An 18,012-nucleotide genomic window follows, 5' to 3' on the forward strand; every position below is an offset into this window, starting at 1 on the left:
AGGATGGCAGTGCAATGTGCACCAGAAGTGGATGTCGATGCCGATGAGCGGTTCGACTATTTCTGGAATCAGCGCGGTGAATGGGTAGAAGAACCCAATGTGCGGCGCGGTGGCGAAAGTGGCGTGCAGCGGGTCAGGGGCAGCGATGGGCAACTGTTGTATGCCAAGCGTCAGACCGGGCACATCTACCGCAGCTGGCTGCACCCCTTTGGTCGGCCGACTGTATTGCGCGAGCTGGATGCGCTGACCGGTCTGCACAAGATCGGCGTGCGGGTACCGCAGGTGGTGTTCTGCGGCGCTCAACGCGACCCCGTTCACAAGTGGCGTGCATTGCTGGTCACGCAATCCCTGGATGGCTTTGAGGAAATCGAACACTGGTATGCCGGCGGTGGCCGTGAGCGCCATGGCGAGGCCGTTCACGACCGGGTCCTGAAGGATCTGGCGGACAACCTGGCGCGCATGCACAAAGGACGCTGGCAGCACAGCTGCATCTACATCAAGCATGTTTTCGTGCGTGTCAGCGGCGAAGGCGAGGCGGCCACGGTCGAGGTTGCATTGATCGATCTGGAGAAATGCCGGCAGCGCCTCACCGCTCGTCAGGCGGGCGCCCATGACATGAAGCAACTGCGTCGCCATTCGTCGTTCAGCTCGGCGGACTGGCAGAAACTCGTCTATTTTTATGAGACGGCGTTTGGCAGCGCTATCAAGGGTTTATAGCGATGAAACTCGAAATTGCACGAGGTTTGTTTCTCATAGGAGCCTTGGCAGTTGCTTCAATCGCGGTGGCGGCTTGGGAGCAGCCCCGCTCGCAGGTCCTCAGTTCAGTGGGCGGCGACGCTCACTGTCCAATGCCACGGGTTGCCAAGGCAAACGTGGCGTCCCAGCCTGACCATGACTTGTTACTGTTCATGTTTGGACTATCACAGGGAATGAGGCCGCAAAGTTGACTGGATTGAAGCCAAAATAAAAGGCCTCGCGTATGCGGGGCCTTTTGTTTTGGAAGCAAGTCCAACAGATCGCAGCCTCCGGCAGCTCCTGCATTAGGACCGCGTAAACCTGTCGGAGCTGCCGGAGGCTTTGGCCGCAATCGGACGATCTTTTGACGCTAGGGTTTGTCGGGTTTGGCCAGCAATGTGTACACGCATGGCAACACAAACAGCGTAAACAACGTCCCGATCGACATCCCTGTGGCAATCACCGTACCGATATCAAACCGGCTCACCGCCCCCGCGCCCGTGGCAATGATCAGCGGCACCATGCCGAACACCATCGCCGCAGTGGTCATCAGCACCGGTCGCAAGCGAATCGCCGCCGCTTCTTCCACCGCCTCGCGCGGCGACAGGCCCTTTTCCTTGCGCAGCTGGTTGGCGAATTCGACGATCAGGATCCCGTGCTTGCTGATCAGCCCGATGAGCGTCACCAACCCCACCTGGGTATAGATGTTCATGCTCGACCAGCCCAGGAACAGCGGGATCAACGCCCCGCAAATCGACAGCGGCACCGTCACCAGAATCACCAGCGGATCGCGGAAACTCTCGAACTGGGCAGCCAGCACCAGGAAGATAATCGCCAGGGCCAGGGCAAAGGTTACCCACAGCGCGCTGCCTTCCTGGATGAATTGTCTTGAGGCGCCGGCGTAATCCACGGAGAACCCTGCCGGCGCTTCTTCCCGGGCGATCTGGCGCACGGTGTCGAGGGCTTCACCCATGCTCACCAATGGCACCCCGGACAGGATCGCCGAGTTGAGTTGCTGGAACTGGTTGAGTTGCCGCGGACGCGCGCGGTCAGTAACGGTGATCAGGGTCGACAGGGCCAGGAGCTCACCCTTGGTGTTCCTGACGTAGTAGTTGTTGAGCCAGTCGGGGTTGTCGCGGAAGGGGCGCTCGACCTGGGCGATCACCTTGTAGCTGCGGCCTTCGATGGTGAAGCGGTTGATCTCCGCTTCGCCGAGCATGGTCGCCAGCGTGCCACCCAGGTCCTGCATCGACACGCCCATCTGCGCCGCTTTGGCCCGATCGATGTCCACCACCACTTCAGGCTTGTCGAATGCCAGGTCGACGTCGACGAAAGCGAATTTGCCAGACTCCATTGCTCGCTTTTTCACCCTGTCCATGACCTGCAGCAGTGACTCATAGTCGTTGGCAGAGTTGATCACGAACTGGAAGGGCAGGCCCTCGCCCGTACCCGGCAGGGAGGGCAGGTTGAAGCCGAACACCTGCAAGCCGGAAATATTCCCCAGCTTGGCCTGGAGCTCCGGCAGGATTTCCATCTGGGTGCGGCTGCGCTCATTCCATGGCTTGAGCAGGAAACCGCCAATCCCCGATTGCACGCCGTTGACGCCGTTGATCTGGAACGAGGAATAGTATTCCGGGAACTCCTTGAAGATCTGGATGAACTCGTCGGTGTAGGCGTTGAGGTAATTGAGGTTGGTCGGCTGCGGCGCGTTGGCCAGCATGAAGATAATGCCCTGGTCTTCGTCGGGGGCCAGCTCGGACTTGGTGAACTTGAGCAATACCGGAATCAGGCACAACACGATAACCGCGAACACCAGCACCACGGGCCGGGTGTTCAGGGTGCCGTGCAACATTTTCTGATAACGGCGCTTGATGGTTTCGAAAGCCCGGTCCAGGCGATGGGAAAATCCGCTGGGATTTTCATCGTGGCGCAGCAAAAAAGCGCACATCATCGGCGATAGGGTCAGCGCGACGACACCTGAGATAACTACCGCGCCGGCCAGTGTGAGGGCAAACTCCTTGAACAACGCCCCGGTCAGTCCGGTGAGGAAGCCGATGGGCGCATAGACCGCCGCCAGGGTGATGGTCATGGAAACCACCGGCATGGCGATTTCCCTGGCGCCCTCAAGGGCGGCATCCATGGGCGTCTTGCCTTCCTCGATATGACGGTGGATGTTCTCCACCACCACGATGGCATCGTCCACCACCAGGCCGATAGCCAGGACCATGGCCAGCAGGGTCAGCAGGTTGATCGAGTAACCCATCATCTGCATGAAGAACATCACGCCAATCATCGATAGCGGGATGGTCACCACCGGGATCACCACCGAGCGCAGCGCACCCAGGAACAGAAATACGACAACTATGACGATGAGTACGGCTTCGAACAGCGTCTTGACCACCTCATCGATCGAGGCCTGGATGAACAAGGTCGCATCATAGGCAATTTCACCCTTGAGGTTCGGCGGCAGCTGGGCCTCCAGGTCCGGCATGATCTTGCGTACTTCCTTGATCACGTCCAGCGGGTTGGCGCCCGGCGTGGCCTTGATGCCGATGTACACCGACGGGGTGCCCCCGAAGGAACTGATGGTGTCGTAGTTCTCCGCGCCCATCTCCACCCGGGCGACGTCGCTGAGCAGCACGCGGCTGTCGCCGTCGATCTTCAACGCAATCGCGGCGAAGGCTTCAGCAGACTTGAGCTCGGTGTTGGCGTTGATGCTGGTGACTACATACTCGCCTTTCACTTCACCGGCGGCGGAAAGAAAGTTGTATTGCCGAACCGCGTTGGTCACGTCGCTGGCGGTCAGGCCGAAGCCGGCCAGCTTCACCGGGTCCAGCCACAGGCGCATGGCGAACACCTGGTTGCCGAGAATCTCGGCTTCGGCCATGCCGGGCAGGGTGGCCAGCTTCGGCTGGATCACCCGCGACAGGTAGTCGGTGATCTGCGGGTTGTTCAGTTCCTTGCTGAAGAAGCTGATGTACATCAAGGCCGAAGCGTCGGCGGCTTCCTTGCTCAGCACCGGGTCTTCAGCGTCCTGGGGCAGCTGGTTCTTGACCTCGTTGGCCTTGGCCAGCAGTTCGGTGAACAGGCGGTCGCTGTTGGCGCCGATGCGCGCATAAATCGAGATGACCGAGAAGTTCTGGCGACTGACCGAGGTCATGTAGTCAATGCCTTCGGCGCTGGCCAGGCTTTGTTGCATTGGCTGGGTGATGTAGCCCTGGATAGTTTCGGCGTTCGCCCCGGGGTAGGCGGTGGTCACCGTGATCAGTGCGTTTTCCATCTGCGGGTACTGGCGCAGGGGCAGTTTGCTCCAGGCCTGGAAGCCCAGCAGCACAATCAACAGGCTGACCACGGTGGCGAGCACCGGGCGGCGGATGAACGGGTCGGTAAAAGCCATGGGGATTCCTTGATCAGTCCGCGCGCGGCGTGCTGTTCTGCTCGGCTAAAGTCTTGTCGTCGCTGATTGCGATGGGTGCGCCGTTGTCCAGTTTGATCTGGCCGGCGGTGACCACTTTTTCACCCTTTTGCACACCTTTGTTAATTATCACCAGGCCGTCGCGGCGCTCGCCGGTTTCGATGAAACGCCGCTCGGCGATGAGGATCGGCTGATCCTGGTCGTCTTTCTCGACTGTGCCGTCTTCGGCTTTTTTCTGCGCCACCACGTACAGCGAGTTGCCGTAGAGGGTATAGGTGATAGCACTCTCCGGCACGACGATGCGCAGCTGCGGATCCGGCAGCAGGACCTGCAGGCTGGCGAACATGCCTGGCAGCAGCTTGCCCTCGGGGTTGGCCAGGGTGGCGCGCACTTGCACGTTACGGGTGGTGTTCTCGACTTTCGGGTTGATCGCGCTGATGGTGCCGGGGAACGTCTGGGCCGGGTAGGCGGAAACCACGATCTGCACCGCCTGGCCCACCGCGATTTTCGGTACCGATTGCTCAGGCAGGAAAAAGTCGACGTACAGGCTGGTGAGATCCTGCAAAGTGGCGATCACCGTGCCGCTGGCCACATAGTCGCCAACGTCCACCTGGCGGATGCCGATGGTGCCGCTGAAGGGCGCAAGAATGCGCTTCTTCGCCAGTGAAGCCTTGAGCTGATTGACCGTGGCCTTGTTCTTCTTGAACACGGCAGAGAGCCTGTCGAACTCGCCTTTGGAGATGGCCTGGCTGCCCACCAGCTGGCTGCCGCGGTTGTAGTCGACCTGGGCCAGCCCGAGGTCAGCCTGTGCGGTTTCCAGCAGTGCGCTTTCGACGGCGCTGTCGAGTTGCACAATCGGCTGGCCGGCCTTGACCTTCTGTCCAGACTCAAACTGCACCTCGGTGACGGTGCCGGCGACTTCCAGGCTCAGGTCTACGCCCTGCAGCGCCTTGAGGGTGCCAACGGTAGGCAGGCGGGCTTGCCAGGGCTGCTCGGTGGCGGTGGCCACGGCGACGCTGGTCGGCGGTTTAGGCGCAGAGAAGCCTTGGATCATCGTGTAGATGGAGAAGGCCTTGTAGGCAGCCAGGACCAACACGATCAACAGCACAACACCCAACATGATCAGCATGCGACGGCGCAGCATATTTCCACTTCCTTGGAGAAAATCAGAGCATACAGATCGGCACATTACTCCGAGTGGCGGGGGGATTCCAACTGATAGAACTTACAGGGGGTACGGCTTTCGACGGGCGTTGGCCTGAAAAGATCGCAGCCTTCGGCAGCTCCTGCAGGGTGTGCGCATTCCAGTGCAGGAGTTGCCGAAGGCTGCGATCTTTTGGCGTTATTACGTCATCAGGTGCAGATGGTTATCCCAGAGCCCTGCAGGCAGTTCCAGGGGTTTTGCCAGCAGGTCCGCCTGGCGGCAGTCGTAGTACCGGCAGCGGCCCTGGCCCGAGGTCACGACAAAACCATCAGCCACCGCACCGACCCCGGCGCAATCTGGAAGCGGCGCATCCAGGCGCACTTCGCCGCTGTCCAGGTCCCAGATGAAAAAGCGGTTGCCCCGTGGCGCAGTCAGCGCCACCAGGCGCAAGTCACTGTGCACCGCCACGCTTGCGGTGTAATGACCCATCGCCTGCAACTGGTGTTCAGGCACAGGGAACGCCACGAATGGCTGGCCGGGCCGCTTGATCGCCAACAACTCCGAGGATTCGTGGGACGGTCCCATGAATTGCTGGCCGGCGACGATGGTGCCGTCGTTGGCGATGCCCAGGTGTCGCACGCTGTTCATTTGCTGGGCGAGGGTTTCCTTGCTCAGCAGGGTCCCGTCGCGTTGCATCAGCACCAGGCTCGGCTCCATGGCGTTCAGATTCATCTCGACCCGGCTCTCGGCCTCGGTGCGAATGCCGCCGTTGGCCACCACCAGGGTCTCGCCATCGGGCATCCATGACACTTGGTGCGGACCGATACCGTGGGTAGAGATCTCGCCGCTGTGGACCAGACGCTGGCCCTCGAAACGGTACACCCCGAGCAGGCCTCGACCGGGATCGGAGGTATCGTTTTCGGTGGCGTACAGCCAGTCGCCGCTGCTGTGGATCACTGCGTGGCCGTAGAAGTGCCGGTTGGACAGCGAGGTCACGGTTTGCAGCACAGTGCCGTCGCGCAGGTCGATCAGGTAACTCTCGGTACCTGGGCGACGGGCCACGAACAAGGCCATCGGCTCTGTCGGATGATTGATGATGTCATGGCAACGCTGGCCAACCTGCGTGGCGAACACCTGCGTGCCGTCCAGACGATAACCGACCGCATAGTGCTTGCCATCGGTATCGTCCCGCGCCGAGAGCAGCAGAGGGCTCTTGTCCTTTTGCTTGAACAGCGTCCAGCCGCCCAGTGTCACTGCTCCCAGCAGCAAGCTACCTAAAGTCAGAGCCTGACGTCGCAGCATCGCAGTCGCCCTCATCAGTCACCGTCGTTGGCGTTAAAGCCCAGTTGGATGCCCAGCGCCTTGGCCAGTTCGCCTTCGTGCAGGCGATGGACGACGTTGAGGCTGTCGTAGATATCGTTGAGTTGCTGGCGACCGGCGTCGTCGCCAAGCATTTCGGCCAACGTGCGCTGATTGCTGGCGAACAGTTTCAGGGATGCAGCGTAAGCGGCGTCGATCTTGTCGGCCAGGGGTTTCTGCTCGCTCGGCAGCAGGCCGCGCAGGCCTTTGTTGTCGACACCTTCCCAGACGGTCTTGGCGGCGGCAAGGCTGGCTTCCAGACCACTGAGGGAGGAATGGCTACGCCATGCATCGGCCTGGAACGGTTGTGGCACGCCTTTACTCTGGCGGCCCATCGGCGTGCCGAGTTTTTTCTTCAGGCTGTCGAGGGCGGTCACCTGCACTCGCAGCAGATCGGCGATGGCCTCATGGGAGTCGGCGTAGCGCTGGTTGGGGAACTTGCTCATTTGCGCGAGCATGCCGTCGGTGTTGTTCCAGCTTTTGAGAATGTCTTCGGCCAGCAGTTTCTGATGTTCGCCGATCGCCTTGAGCAGTGGGCAGTATTTGGCTTTCTGCGCATCGTTGGCAACGTCAGGCTTGCTGTCGAACAGGATGTATTCGTAGGCCGACAGTCCTTGCACCACAACACTCGACTTGGCGAGGGTAGCTGCGTCGATCTGCGGCTGCGCGGTGACCAGTTGCTCGACCTGACGGCCGACCAGGTTTTTCTTGTCCGGCCAGAACTGCACGGACCAGGCACGATTGCCCTCGGCCAGGGGGCCGATCAGCAGCGGCTGCAACTCGGCCCAGGCCTTTTGCGCATGCAGGAAGTCCTTGCGTGCCGTGTCGAGATTTTCCTTGCCTTCGCAGTAGGCGAGGGCACTGACAGCCAATTGGCGATCGGCTTCCACCCAGCGGGTGTACGTTGGCAGGATCACCGATTTGGCGATTGCCGCCGACGTGACGGCCTGCGGGTCCTGCGGGGAGCAGGCGCCCAGGGCGAGGGCGGCAAGGCTGGTGAACAACAATTTGGGACGGAACATGTAAGGCTCCCGCTGAGTAGACGCTTATTAAAGGGAATTCAGGAACGCCAGCAACGCAGCGCGCTGCTCGGCGTTGAAAGACAACACCTGTTGCTGCGCCGCTTTGGCTTCGCCGCCATGCCAGAGCACGGCTTCGAGCAGACTGCGGGCGCGGCCGTCATGCAAAAACTGGGTATGGCCACTGACCGCCTGCGTGAGGCCGATGCCCCACAACGGCGGGGTGCGCCATTGGCGGCCACTGGCCTGGAATTCGGTACGGTTGTCGGCAAGGCCTTCGCCCATGTCATGCAGCAGCAGGTCGCTGTAGGGGCGGATCACCTGATTGGCCAGTTCAGGTTCTGCGGCCGTCGCTGCGGTGGTGTATTTGGGGGTGTGGCAGGACTGGCACCCGGCCTGGAAAAACAGGCTCTTGCCCGCCAGCACCTCGGGCGCGCTGACATCACGACGGGCTGGAACGGCCAGGTTGCGGCTGTAGAACAGCACCAGGCGCAGGATGTTGTCGCTGACTTCCGGCTCGCCATCGGGGCCATTACCGTTGGGCGCCTGCCTGCACGCGGTTTGCGCGTCGGTGCAGTCATCGATGGGCTTTAGGCTGGTCGTGAGGCCCATGTCACCGGAAAACGCGTGGACGTTCTGCTGATTCAGATTCGGTTGCCCGGCTTTCCAGCCAAATCGACCCAGAACGGCTTTTTGCTGCACGTCGTCCCAGACCCAATTGGGCTGTCCGCTGATGCCCCGGTTCTCCTTGGCCTGCGCTTGGGCGTTGGCCAGGATGGCGGCTTGCGGGATGGCTTCGAGCAGGCCCAAGCCGATCATCGGCGGAGCGACACGTGCCGAGAAGCGCGTGTCGGGGTGCATCGGGCCGTAGCCGAGCTGGCTGATCTGCAAGGTGGGTTTGCGCAGCTCGATCTCAGTGCCGTCCTTGAAACGCACAGGCACTGGTGTGTAATCGACTCGCACCTTGCCTTCGGGAACCATGCCCGGTACTGACATGTCCTGCAACTGACCGCCGTAGACGGGCTCCGGGACCACGCCGAGCTGCTCAATGACCTTGGCATAAGCCGGCGCATCCGGGATCGACAGGCGCACCAGCATTGACACGGCATTGGCCGCACCCGGCGTGGGCGGGTGGCCGCGACCGTCCTTGATGTGGCAGTTCTGGCAGGCGTTAGTGTTGAACAGGGGCCCCAAGCCGTCGCGTGCGGTGGTGGTCGAAGGGGCGATCACCCAGGGGTTGCGGAAGAAGCTGTTGCCGACGCTGAAGTCCACGCGCCGTGAGGGCGCAAGGTTGGCGGAGGGCAGGGAAAAGGCATTCTGATCTGTCTTGCGCACAGTCGCGCTGCCACCGGAACGGGCTTCACCGGGTTCGGCCTTGGTAAAACGCGGGGCGTCATCGCAGGCACTCAGGCACAGGGCCAGAAACAGTGCGGATAAGCGAAGAGGCAGCGAGAGCATCAGACATCCTGCAGAACGAGCAAAACACGGGCGCAAAGTCTAACAGGGCGGTGAAGATTGAATAAGAGGAATTATCGTTTGGTTGATGTGGCGCAGGAAAAGATCGCAGCCTTCCGCAGCTCCTACGGGTTTACGCCGATCAATTTAGGAGCTGCCGAAGGCTGCGATCTTTTATGGACTGGCGCACAACATTAAGCGAAAACAAAAAAGGCGACCCTGAGGTCGCCTTTTGATCCAGCCAGCGTTGATCAGAACTCGTGATCAGCGTTGTCCGGGTTCAGGTCGCTGATGCCCAGCTTGCCAGCAGCGGCTTCGATCGAACCGGTCTGCTTGACCAGCGAAGCGATGGCGTCGCGAACGATCTGGTTGCCGGCGGTGTTGCCGGCCGCGATCAACTGGTCGTAGTGCTCACCCTTGTTGGCGTGGTCGACGATGACCTGCATCTTGGCTTCAGTGGCTTCCAGGTCAGCTTTCAACGCGCTGTCGGCAGCCGGATCAGCCTTGGCCACCAGGGACGACAGGCTCGCGCCGGTCATCTTGGTACCGTCGACGCGGGTGTATTCGCCCAAGTATACATTACGGATGCCTTTGGCGTCGTAGAACTGCGAGTTGTGGGTGTTATCGCTGAAGCAATCGTGCTCGTCTTCAGGGGAGTTGGCTTCCAGGGAAACCTTCATGCGCTCGCCCGCCAGTTCGCCCAGGGACAGGGAACCCATGCCGAACAGCATTTTGCGCAGGCCGGTTTCACCCGGCTCGGCTTCCAGCGTCGCGCGGTAGTTGTCGGCCACGTTCGGCTTCCAGTTGCCGACCATTTCTTCCAGGTCGCTGACCAGCAGTTGGGTCACGGACTTGAGATAGGCACGACGACGATCGTTGTGACCACCGGTGGCGCCAGTGCCTTCGAGGTAGTCGGAAGCCGGACGGTTGCCAGCGCCAGGGCCGGTGCCGTTCAGGTCCTGGCCCCACAACAGGAATTCGATGGCGTGGTAGCCGGTGGCGACGTTGGCCTCGGAACCGCCCAGCTCATTGAGGCTGGCGAGTTTTTCCGGGATGATGTCCTTGACGTCGATCTTGTCTTCGCCGACCTGAACTTCAGTGTTGGCAATGATGTTGGCCGTCGCGCCCGGGTTGCCCAGTGCGTGCTCGTAGGACTTGTCGACATAGTCGATCAGGCCTTCGTCCAGTGGCCAGGCGTTCACCTGACCTTCCCAGTCGTCGATGATGGTGTTGCCGAAGCGGAATACTTCGCTCTGCAGGTAAGGTACGCGAGCAGCTACCCAGGCAGCTTTGGCCGCTTTCAGGGTGTCGGCGTTCGGCTTGGCGAGGAAGGCGTCGACAGCGCTCTGCAGGGTTTTCGCGGTGGATTCGGCATCGCTGTAGACGGCGAAGACGATGTCGGCGTAATGCGCGACAACGGCTTTGGCGGCGGCTTCGTCGACCTTGCCGGCAGCAGCAGGCGCCGGGGCTGTGGCAGTGGCTGCTGGAGTCGGCGCTGGAGCGGCAGCTTTGTCTTTGCCTTCGCCACAACCGGCGAGGGAAATAGCGATGGCCAACAGACTGGCGGTAGCCAGAGGCATACGGATCATGGCGAACATCCTGCTTCGAGAAGGGGGTGGAATGGCGCAGCAAGCGCGCAAAACTGCGACATAATGCAAATCTTTCGCATTATCTGTAAAGGGTTGTGACTGTAAATATTTCTTGTTCACCCACCTACAGGATCACAGCATTGCTGCGCTGCGCCTGCTTGAGGTAGGCGCTCAACTCTCGCGCCGGCAATGGCTTGCTGTAGAAATAGCCCTGCCCCTCGTGGCAACCCTCGGAGATGATGTAGGCCTCCTGCTCTGCCGTTTCCACGCCCTCGGCAATCACCTGCATGCCCAGGCTTTTACCCAGCTGGATGATCGCCCGGACGATCGTGGCATCGTCGTCATCGTCCAGCAGGTCCTGGACGAAGCTCTTGTCGATCTTGATCTTGTCCAGCGGCAGGCTCTTGAGGTAACTGAGCGACGAGTACCCGGTACCGAAGTCGTCGATCGCGATCAACGCGCCGGAGCGACGCAGGCTCAGCAGGTGCTGGGCGGCGGTGCTGATGTCTTCCATCAGGCCGGTTTCCGTGACTTCCAGTTCCAGGCTGCGCGGTGGCAGGCGGTACATCTGCAGCAGGTTGTTGACCACCCTTGGCAGTTCGGCGTGGTGCAATTGCACGGTGGACAGGTTGACCGCCATGCGCAGGTCGATGAAGCCTTGGTCATGCCAGTCGCGTAGTTGCTTGCAGGCTTGATCCAGTACCCACTCGCCGATGGCGATAATGGTGCCGTTCTGCTCTGCCAGCGGGATGAACAGGTCTGGCGGGACCAGGCCGTGCTCGGGATGCTGCCAGCGAATCAACGCCTCGACACCCACCACGCGGTTTTCCCGGTAGCTGATCTGGGGTTGGTAAACCAGATAGAACTGGTCGCGGGCCAGGGCATCGCGCAGGTCTTTTTCCAGCTCGCGACGGCGGCGCATCTCGGTGTCGACGCTGGCGATGTAAAACTGGTAGCGGTTGCGCGAGCGGGTCTTGGCCAGGGTCATGGTCTGCTCGGCTTTCTGCAGCAGCTTTTCAGTGCTGTCGCCATCCTCGGGAAACAGGGTGATGCCGATGGTCGCGCGCAGGCGAATTTCCTGATGATCAAGAGCAAACGCGGCTTCGAGATCGTCGAGAATGCTCTGGGCCAGTTCCGCCGCTTCATAGGGCTGTTCGATGTCGGCCTGGACCAGGGCGAACTGGTCGCCGCCGAGACGGGCCAGTGCGCCAAGGCGTCCGCTGTGGGCCCGCAGGCGATCGGCAAGGGCCAGCAACAGTTGGTCGCCGGTCTGGTAGCTGAACTGTTCGTTGATACCCTTGAAGTCATCGAGGCCCACGCACAGCACCGCCACCCGGCGCTGCAACTTGCCGGCGTCCACCAGGATCTTGTCGAGTTGATGCTGCAGCTGCTGGCGGTTTGGCAGGCCGGTCAGGAAATCGTACTGCGACATGCGCAGCAGGCTGTTTTCCGCTTCGTGGCGCAGGTGCGTGTTGCGCTCGATGGACTCCAGCAACTGGTTGGCGGTGTTGATCCAGATACCCAGTTCGTTGTTCTCGTGCCCCTTGAGCTGGGGAATCTTGTGTTCGCTGGGTCGGTCCGGGTTGATTTCAGTCAGGTGCTCGATGATCCGCGACAGTGGTTTGGTCAGCAGCCAGTGATAGACCAGGTACAACACCAGGCCCATGGCCAGTGCCCGCAAGACCCCGGAGATGAAGATGATCACCGAGCTGACGATAAACCCCTGGCCATAGGTGGCGGTGTCGAGGGTGATACTCAGGTCGCCGTAATACTCGCTGTACGGGCCGCGCCCCACCAGTTGCGTGGTGAAGGTGCGTTCCTTGCCAAGAATCAGGTCAGTCAGCCAACGGCTCTCGGAATGCTGCAGGTCGCGGGATTTCTGCGCGAGCATCGCCTCGTTGGGATGGCCGATGGAGGCCTGGCGCACGGCGTCGTCCTGAAACAGACCTTCGATGACCTGCATGCCCATCTCGCGGTCCAGGCTGTAGACGGCCTGGGTGGAGGGGTCACGAAACATGTCGAGGATGCGCTCGGCATCATTGGCCACGGCCTGGCGTGTCTTATAGGCATCGAAGACGATCTGCGCGCAGCTCAAGACCACGCCGACGATCAATGCCGACAGGAGCACGACCCGGAGCAACTTCACCGACAAGCTGTTCTTGAGTTCCAGCTTCAAAAGGCTATTCCTTGTTCCGTGCGGGTAGCATCAAGTTGCCATGAGTATTGGCAATCCCGTGATGGCAGTCAAAGGGACATTCATCCGCGGGAGATTTTGCCTGCTGCCTGGCGAAAATGCAGTTGCCTGAGGTTTTCTGCTGATCAGCACTGTGTCGTCAGGCGGGCCCTGGAACTTGAGGGCGGCTGGATGATTTTTTCCACGGGTCGATGTTAGACCGGTCTTTTGCGCACCCATAAAAAAACCCGGCCGAAGCCGGGTTTTCTTTACCGGTGTCGATCTTAAGCGGTGAAGGTTTTGCCTTCGAACTGCTCAGCCACGAATTTCCAGTTGACCAGGTTCCAGAACGCTTCGACGTATTTCGGACGAACGTTGCGGTAGTCGATGTAGTAAGCATGTTCCCAGACGTCGCAGGTCAGCAGCGGGGTATCGCCATTGGTCAGCGGGTTGCCGGCGCCGATGGTGCTGGCCAGGGCCAGGGAACCGTCAGCCTTTTTCACCAGCCAGCCCCAACCGGAACCGAAGGTGCCGATGGACGTCTTGCTGAACTCTTCCTTGAACTTGTCGAACGAACCGAACGAAGCGTTGATGGCTTCAGCCAGGGCGCCGGTTGGTTGACCGCCGGCGTTTGGCGCCAGGCAGTTCCAGTAGAAAGTGTGGTTCCAGACCTGAGCGGCGTTGTTGAAGATACCGCCCGAGGAAGACTTGACGATTTCTTCCAGGGTCTTGCCTTCGAACTCGGTGCCTGGCACCAGGTTGTTCAGGTTCACGACGTAGGTGTTGTGGTGCTTGTCGTGGTGGTATTCCAGTGTTTCCTTGGAAATGTGCGGCTGCAGGGCATCGTGTGCGTAAGGCAGCGGCGGCAATTCGAAAGCCATGATGATTCTCCTAATCAGGTCAGTTGCGGTGAGCGCAAGGCCGATCACGGGCGGCCAGACAAGCGCCGGGGAGTTTGTACTCTTTGCGGCGCATCGGACCGGATCATAGCACCGGGGGTGCGGCATAACCACGCAACAACTGTGTGGGATAGAGGTTCCAGAGCCTTTTGGAATAAATCAGGGGCTGGTGATGAGTTGCACCGCTACCGTGAACATCATCACCGCCACCAGCAGGTCGAGGATCCGCCAGGTACTCGGCCGGGCCAGCCACGGCGCCAGCCATGCGGCGCCCAGTGCCAGAGTGAAAAACCACAGCAATGACGCGCTCGCTGCGCCCACTACGTAAGCGCCCGGTTCGGTCTGCTGCGCGCCGAGCGAGCCGATCAGCAGGACGGTGTCCAGGTAGACATGCGGGTTGAGCAAGGTCACGGCCAACGCGCTGAGCATGACCGCCCGCAGCGAACGCACGGTCTGGCCCTCGCCCTGTTGCAGGCTCTGTTTTGAACAGGCCCGGCGCAGCGCCAGGCTGCCATACCAGAGCAGGAATATCGCGCCACCCCAACGGGCTACCGCCAGCAAGGCCGGGTTGTGCGCCAATACCGTCGCCAGGCCAAACACACCGGCGGCAACCAGCAATGCATCACACACCACGCACAATGCAGCGACCGGCAGGTGGTGTTCACGCCGCAGGCTCTGGGCCAGCACAAACGCATTCTGGGTGCCGATCGCCATGATCAGCCCTGCGGCCACTAGCAGGCCGTTGACATAGCTTTGCCACATTGATGGTTACTCCGCGTTAGCTGCCAGGTCCCGCAACACGCCCATGGCGCGCTCTGCATCGGCCTGGCCGACGAATAGATGGTCGTGGTAGTAACCTGCGATCACATTGCAACTGATTCCGGCCTGTCCCAGTGCGGTTGCGAAGGCCGCTGTCAGGCCGACGGCCTGCAGCGCCGAATGCACGTTCAGAGTGATCCAGGCGGCGACGTAGTCAAAGTGCAGGCCGGCTTTTTCGGCGTGGCGACGCTCCAGGATCACCGTCAGCCCTTCTTGCTCGCGAAAGCTGCCGATCAACTCAAGACCTGCCGGCAGCTGGCTGTCGTGAAGGGTACAGAAAACGTATTCGCCGGCGTTGAGTTGCGGGCTCATGCTGCGCAGCAGGGTTACCAATGAAGTTTCGCCAGCCATGTGGGTGATCCTTGTCGAAGAGTTCTTGCTGGCCATTCTCCCCGTGGAAGCGGTATAAGAAAAACCAATCTTGCTGATCGCTCATTAGGAAAACTGATGTTCGACTATAAATTACTGTCAGCCCTGGCAGCCGTGGTTGAGCAGGCCGGCTTCGAACGCGCCGCACAGGTGCTGGGTCTGTCGCAATCGGCGATTTCCCAGCGCATCAAATTGCTCGAAGCCCGGGTCGGCCAGCCGGTTCTGGTGCGGGTCACGCCGCCGGCGCCTACCGAGATCGGACGGCGCCTGCTGAACCATGTGCAGCAGGTACGGCTGCTGGAGCGCGACTTGCAGACCCTGGTGCCGGCGCTGGACGAAGAAGGCCTGCCGGAGCGTCTGCGCATCGCCCTCAATGCCGACAGCCTGGCCACCTGGTGGGCCGCCGCCGTCAGCGATTTCTGCGCCGAGCAACACCTGCTGCTGGACCTGGTGGTTGAGGACCAGACGGTTGGCCTCAAGCGCATGCGCGCCGGCGAAGTGGCCGCCTGTATCTGCGCCAGTGAGCGCCCGGTGGCGGGCGCGCGCAGCGTGTTGTTGGGTGCGATGCGCTACAGGGCCCTGGCCAGTCCCGCGTTCATTGCTCGGCATTTCCCGCAAGGGGTGCGCGCAGGTCAGTTGGCGAAGACCCCGGCGCTGGTGTTTGGGCCGGACGATTTCCTGCAGCATCGCTACCTGGCTTCCCTGGGTGTCGATGGGGGTTTCGAACACCATTTGTGCCCGTCCTCCGAAGGTTTTATCCGCCTGACCGAAGCCGGACTTGGCTGGGGCCTGGTGCCTGAACTGCAGGTGCGCGAGCAGCTGGAACGCGGTGTGTTGCTCGAGCTGTTACCAGATAAGCCCATCGATGTGCCGCTGTACTGGCATCATTGGCGCAATGGCGGGCAGTTGCTGGGGTTACTGACCGAACAATTGGTGCGTTCATCCAGGCAATGGCTGGTGCCGTTGGACTGACGGGCAGCGTCAAGGCTTACGCATTACGCAAAATGAAACACATCGGAGCACTACATGAAGATTCTGGTCACCGGCGCAAGCGGCTTCATTGGCGGGCGCTTTGCGCGTTTCGCCCTGGAGCAGGGCCTGGACGTACGGGTCAATGGTCGCCGGGCCGAAAGCGTCGAACACCTGGTGCGCCGTGGCGCCGAGTTTATCCAGGGTGATCTCGGCGACCCGCTGCTGGCCCGTGACCTGTGCGTGGATGTCGACGCTGTGGTCCATTGCGCCGGTGCCGTGGGGTTGTGGGGCCGTTATCAAGATTTCCACCAGGGCAATGTCCAGGTCACCGAGAACGTGGTCGAAGCCTGCCTGAAGCAGCGGGTGCGGCGCCTGGTGCACCTGTCTTCGCCCTCGATCTATTTTGACGGCCGCGATCACCTTGGTCTGACCGAAGAGCAAGTGCCCAAGCGCTTCAAGCACCCCTACGCGGCGACCAAGTACCTGGCCGAGCAAAAAGTATTTGGCGCCCAGGAATTTGGTCTGGAGACCATCGCCCTGCGTCCGCGATTCGTGACCGGCGCCGGTGACATGAGTATTTTCCCGCGGCTGCTGAAAATGCAGCGCAAGGGGCGGTTGTCGATCATCGGCAACGGTTTGAACAAGGTGGATTTCACCAGCGTGCAAAACCTCAACGAAGCCTTGCTCAGCAGCTTGCTGGCCACGGGCTCGGCGTTGGGCAAGGCCTACAACATCAGTAATGGGACCCCGGTTCCGCTGTGGGATGTGGTCAATTACGTGATGCGCAGGATGGACGTCCCGCAGGTCACCCGCTACCGTTCCTATGGGCTGGCCTACAGCGCTGCCGCGTTGAATGAAGGCGTATGCAAGCTCTGGCCGGGCCGCCCCGAGCCAACCCTGTCGCGCCTGGGCATGCAAGTGATGACCCGGGATTTCACCCTGGACATCAGCCGCGCGCGGCATTATCTGGATTACGATCCAAAGGTCAGTCTCTGGACCGCCCTGGACGAGTTCTGCAGCTGGTGGAAGGCCCAGGACATCCGCTGACGGGCTCGTCACTGAACCGAGTTGGGGGTTCAAGGTCAATCGATGCGGTTGTGGGGGGTATACTGCGCCGCATCAAGCCATCACCGCGTTCACAAAGGTTGACTCAATGTCCATGCGTAACGATGCCAACGACGACTTCGATGTACCGAGCTTGCGTGCCGACAGCCTCGACGACGATGATTTTGTGCCTGCCGCGCGTCATTCCGGGCACTCGCGCACGCCCCCGGTGGTCAAGGTCAAAGGTCCGAGCACCGGTCCTCTGTGGGCACTGGTCGGTGCTTTGTTCATCGCCTTTGGCGGCCTTGCCTGGTGGAGCTTCCAGCAGATTTCGCTGATGGAGCAACAGCTGGTGGCGACCCAGGAAAGCTTTGCTCGCATCAGCGAGGAAGCGGCAGGGCGCCTGCAGGATATTTCCGGCAAGGTGGTCGCCAGCCAGACCAACGTATCCAGTGACAGCGAGGCGTTGAAGCTGCAGATCAGGCAGTTGGAAAGCAAACTCCTGGATCAGGGCAAGCAGCAGCAGGGCGTTGTCGGCCAGACCACCGAACTGGACAAGCGCCTGGCGCAGATGACGGCGCAAACCGCCGAGCTCGACAAACGCCTGGTCGAGGCGAGCGCGCAAACCACTGAACAGCAGAGCGCCAACACCCAGTTGCAGGCCCAGGTCAAAGCCCTGAGCAGCGAACTGGCAGCACTGAAAAGCGCCCCAGCCGATACCAGCAAGGTCGACGCCCAGCTCAAGAGCCTCGGTGCCGATATCGCTGCATTGAAGAAGCAGGGCAATCCAGGCGCGGCCATCGACCGCCTGGAACAGGACATGATCGTGCTCAAGGCCCAGCAGGATAATCGTCCACCCGCCAGCGCCAGTGGCAATACTGCCGAATTCGATGCGTTCCGCACTCAGGTCAGCCGCAACATCAACACCCTGCAGGCGCAGATCCAGAATCTGCAAAAGCAACTCAACGCCCGACCGTGAGGACGCCGTGCGCTCCTTGGCGGCTGTGCTCGTCTACGCTG

The 18,012-nt window shown here is 61.0% G+C and carries 15 protein-coding genes; 5 read left to right on the forward strand and 10 right to left on the reverse strand.

Features of this window, described 5'->3' with window-relative positions; genetic code table 11:
- The first annotated feature begins 3 nt into the window (after positions 1 to 3).
- Together IMW75_RS01220 and IMW75_RS01225 are read left to right on the forward strand one after the other, a co-directional pair.
- Positions 4 to 717, forward strand: coding sequence for a lipopolysaccharide kinase InaA family protein (locus IMW75_RS01220; protein ID WP_205891666.1), 714 nt, complete (start codon positions 4 to 6; stop codon positions 715 to 717).
- Between the two features lie 2 nt (positions 718 to 719).
- Complete coding sequence (locus IMW75_RS01225; RefSeq protein WP_045057981.1) at positions 720 to 947, forward strand: hypothetical protein; 228 nt, start codon at positions 720 to 722, stop codon at positions 945 to 947.
- 158 nt (positions 948 to 1,105) lie between these two features.
- On the opposite strand, the gene IMW75_RS01230 is transcribed toward IMW75_RS01225, so the two are convergent.
- The 10 genes from IMW75_RS01230 to IMW75_RS01275 all read right to left on the reverse strand — a co-directional run bounded on the left by IMW75_RS01230 (position 1,106) and on the right by IMW75_RS01275 (position 14,958).
- Complete coding sequence (locus IMW75_RS01230; protein ID WP_205891667.1) at positions 1,106 to 4,132, reverse strand: multidrug efflux RND transporter permease subunit; 3,027 nt, start codon at positions 4,130 to 4,132, stop codon at positions 1,106 to 1,108.
- Between the two features lie 13 nt (positions 4,133 to 4,145).
- Positions 4,146 to 5,294: an efflux RND transporter periplasmic adaptor subunit gene (locus IMW75_RS01235; protein WP_205891668.1), complete on the reverse strand. Its 1,149-nt coding sequence runs from the start codon at positions 5,292 to 5,294 to the stop codon at positions 4,146 to 4,148.
- A gap of 201 nt (positions 5,295 to 5,495) precedes the next feature.
- Positions 5,496 to 6,596 (reverse strand): DUF1513 domain-containing protein, encoded by a 1,101-nt coding sequence (locus IMW75_RS01240; protein WP_205891669.1) that lies wholly within the window; start codon positions 6,594 to 6,596, stop codon positions 5,496 to 5,498.
- A 14-nt stretch (positions 6,597 to 6,610) separates the two neighbouring features.
- Positions 6,611 to 7,675, reverse strand: coding sequence for an imelysin family protein (locus tag IMW75_RS01245; protein ID WP_045057977.1), 1,065 nt, complete (start codon positions 7,673 to 7,675; stop codon positions 6,611 to 6,613).
- 27 nt (positions 7,676 to 7,702) lie between these two features.
- Positions 7,703 to 9,130 carry a di-heme oxidoreductase family protein gene (locus tag IMW75_RS01250; RefSeq protein ID WP_205891670.1) on the reverse strand — a complete coding sequence of 476 codons (1,428 nt, stop codon included), beginning with the start codon at positions 9,128 to 9,130 and terminating at the stop codon, positions 7,703 to 7,705.
- 248 nt (positions 9,131 to 9,378) lie between these two features.
- Positions 9,379 to 10,716 (reverse strand): imelysin family protein, encoded by a 1,338-nt coding sequence (locus IMW75_RS01255; RefSeq protein WP_205891671.1) that lies wholly within the window; start codon positions 10,714 to 10,716, stop codon positions 9,379 to 9,381.
- Between the two features lie 124 nt (positions 10,717 to 10,840).
- The gene (locus IMW75_RS01260; protein ID WP_045057974.1) at positions 10,841 to 12,892 is read right to left on the reverse strand and encodes a putative bifunctional diguanylate cyclase/phosphodiesterase; all 2,052 of its coding nucleotides are present in this window, start codon (positions 12,890 to 12,892) and stop codon (positions 10,841 to 10,843) included.
- Between the two features lie 281 nt (positions 12,893 to 13,173).
- Positions 13,174 to 13,770: a superoxide dismutase gene (locus IMW75_RS01265; RefSeq protein ID WP_008034365.1), complete on the reverse strand. Its 597-nt coding sequence runs from the start codon at positions 13,768 to 13,770 to the stop codon at positions 13,174 to 13,176.
- Between the two features lie 177 nt (positions 13,771 to 13,947).
- On the reverse strand, positions 13,948 to 14,550 hold the full coding sequence (locus IMW75_RS01270; protein WP_205891672.1) for a LysE/ArgO family amino acid transporter: 603 nt from the start codon (positions 14,548 to 14,550) through the stop codon (positions 13,948 to 13,950).
- 6 nt (positions 14,551 to 14,556) lie between these two features.
- Complete coding sequence (locus tag IMW75_RS01275) at positions 14,557 to 14,958, reverse strand: ACT domain-containing protein (RefSeq protein WP_045057972.1); 402 nt, start codon at positions 14,956 to 14,958, stop codon at positions 14,557 to 14,559.
- Between the two features lie 96 nt (positions 14,959 to 15,054).
- On the opposite strand from IMW75_RS01275, the gene IMW75_RS01280 reads away from it, so the two are divergent.
- The 3 genes from IMW75_RS01280 (at position 15,055) to IMW75_RS01290 (ending at position 17,971) form a co-directional block, all read left to right on the forward strand.
- Positions 15,055 to 15,948 carry a LysR family transcriptional regulator ArgP gene (locus IMW75_RS01280; protein ID WP_045057971.1) on the forward strand — a complete coding sequence of 298 codons (894 nt, stop codon included), beginning with the start codon at positions 15,055 to 15,057 and terminating at the stop codon, positions 15,946 to 15,948.
- 54 nt (positions 15,949 to 16,002) lie between these two features.
- Positions 16,003 to 16,995: an NAD-dependent epimerase/dehydratase family protein gene (locus IMW75_RS01285; RefSeq protein ID WP_045057970.1), complete on the forward strand. Its 993-nt coding sequence runs from the start codon at positions 16,003 to 16,005 to the stop codon at positions 16,993 to 16,995.
- A 106-nt stretch (positions 16,996 to 17,101) separates the two neighbouring features.
- Positions 17,102 to 17,971, forward strand: coding sequence for an ATPase (locus IMW75_RS01290; RefSeq protein ID WP_045057969.1), 870 nt, complete (start codon positions 17,102 to 17,104; stop codon positions 17,969 to 17,971).
- Positions 17,972 to 18,012 lie beyond the last annotated feature (41 nt).

It is taken from the genome of Pseudomonas gregormendelii (assembly GCF_017114825.1).
Taxonomy (GTDB): Bacteria; Pseudomonadota; Gammaproteobacteria; order Pseudomonadales; family Pseudomonadaceae; genus Aquipseudomonas; species Aquipseudomonas gregormendelii.

Bases quoted from the DNA above. Each gene is read 5' to 3' on its own strand.
- IMW75_RS01220 (WP_205891666.1), top strand. From the start codon at position 4: ATGGCAGTGCAATGTGCACCAGAAGTGGATGTCGATGCCGATGAGCGG.
- IMW75_RS01225 (WP_045057981.1), top strand. From the start codon at position 720: ATGAAACTCGAAATTGCACGAGGTTTGTTTCTCATAGGAGCCTTGGCA.
- IMW75_RS01230 (WP_205891667.1), bottom strand. From the start codon at position 4,132: ATGGCTTTTACCGACCCGTTCATCCGCCGCCCGGTGCTCGCCACCGTG.
- IMW75_RS01235 (WP_205891668.1), bottom strand. From the start codon at position 5,294: ATGCTGCGCCGTCGCATGCTGATCATGTTGGGTGTTGTGCTGTTGATC.
- IMW75_RS01240 (WP_205891669.1), bottom strand. From the start codon at position 6,596: ATGCTGCGACGTCAGGCTCTGACTTTAGGTAGCTTGCTGCTGGGAGCA.
- IMW75_RS01245 (WP_045057977.1), bottom strand. From the start codon at position 7,675: ATGTTCCGTCCCAAATTGTTGTTCACCAGCCTTGCCGCCCTCGCCCTG.
- IMW75_RS01250 (WP_205891670.1), bottom strand. From the start codon at position 9,130: ATGCTCTCGCTGCCTCTTCGCTTATCCGCACTGTTTCTGGCCCTGTGC.
- IMW75_RS01255 (WP_205891671.1), bottom strand. From the start codon at position 10,716: ATGATCCGTATGCCTCTGGCTACCGCCAGTCTGTTGGCCATCGCTATT.
- IMW75_RS01265 (WP_008034365.1), bottom strand. From the start codon at position 13,770: ATGGCTTTCGAATTGCCGCCGCTGCCTTACGCACACGATGCCCTGCAG.
- IMW75_RS01270 (WP_205891672.1), bottom strand. From the start codon at position 14,550: ATGTGGCAAAGCTATGTCAACGGCCTGCTAGTGGCCGCAGGGCTGATC.
- IMW75_RS01275 (WP_045057972.1), bottom strand. From the start codon at position 14,958: ATGGCTGGCGAAACTTCATTGGTAACCCTGCTGCGCAGCATGAGCCCG.
- IMW75_RS01280 (WP_045057971.1), top strand. From the start codon at position 15,055: ATGTTCGACTATAAATTACTGTCAGCCCTGGCAGCCGTGGTTGAGCAG.
- IMW75_RS01285 (WP_045057970.1), top strand. From the start codon at position 16,003: ATGAAGATTCTGGTCACCGGCGCAAGCGGCTTCATTGGCGGGCGCTTT.
- IMW75_RS01290 (WP_045057969.1), top strand. From the start codon at position 17,102: ATGTCCATGCGTAACGATGCCAACGACGACTTCGATGTACCGAGCTTG.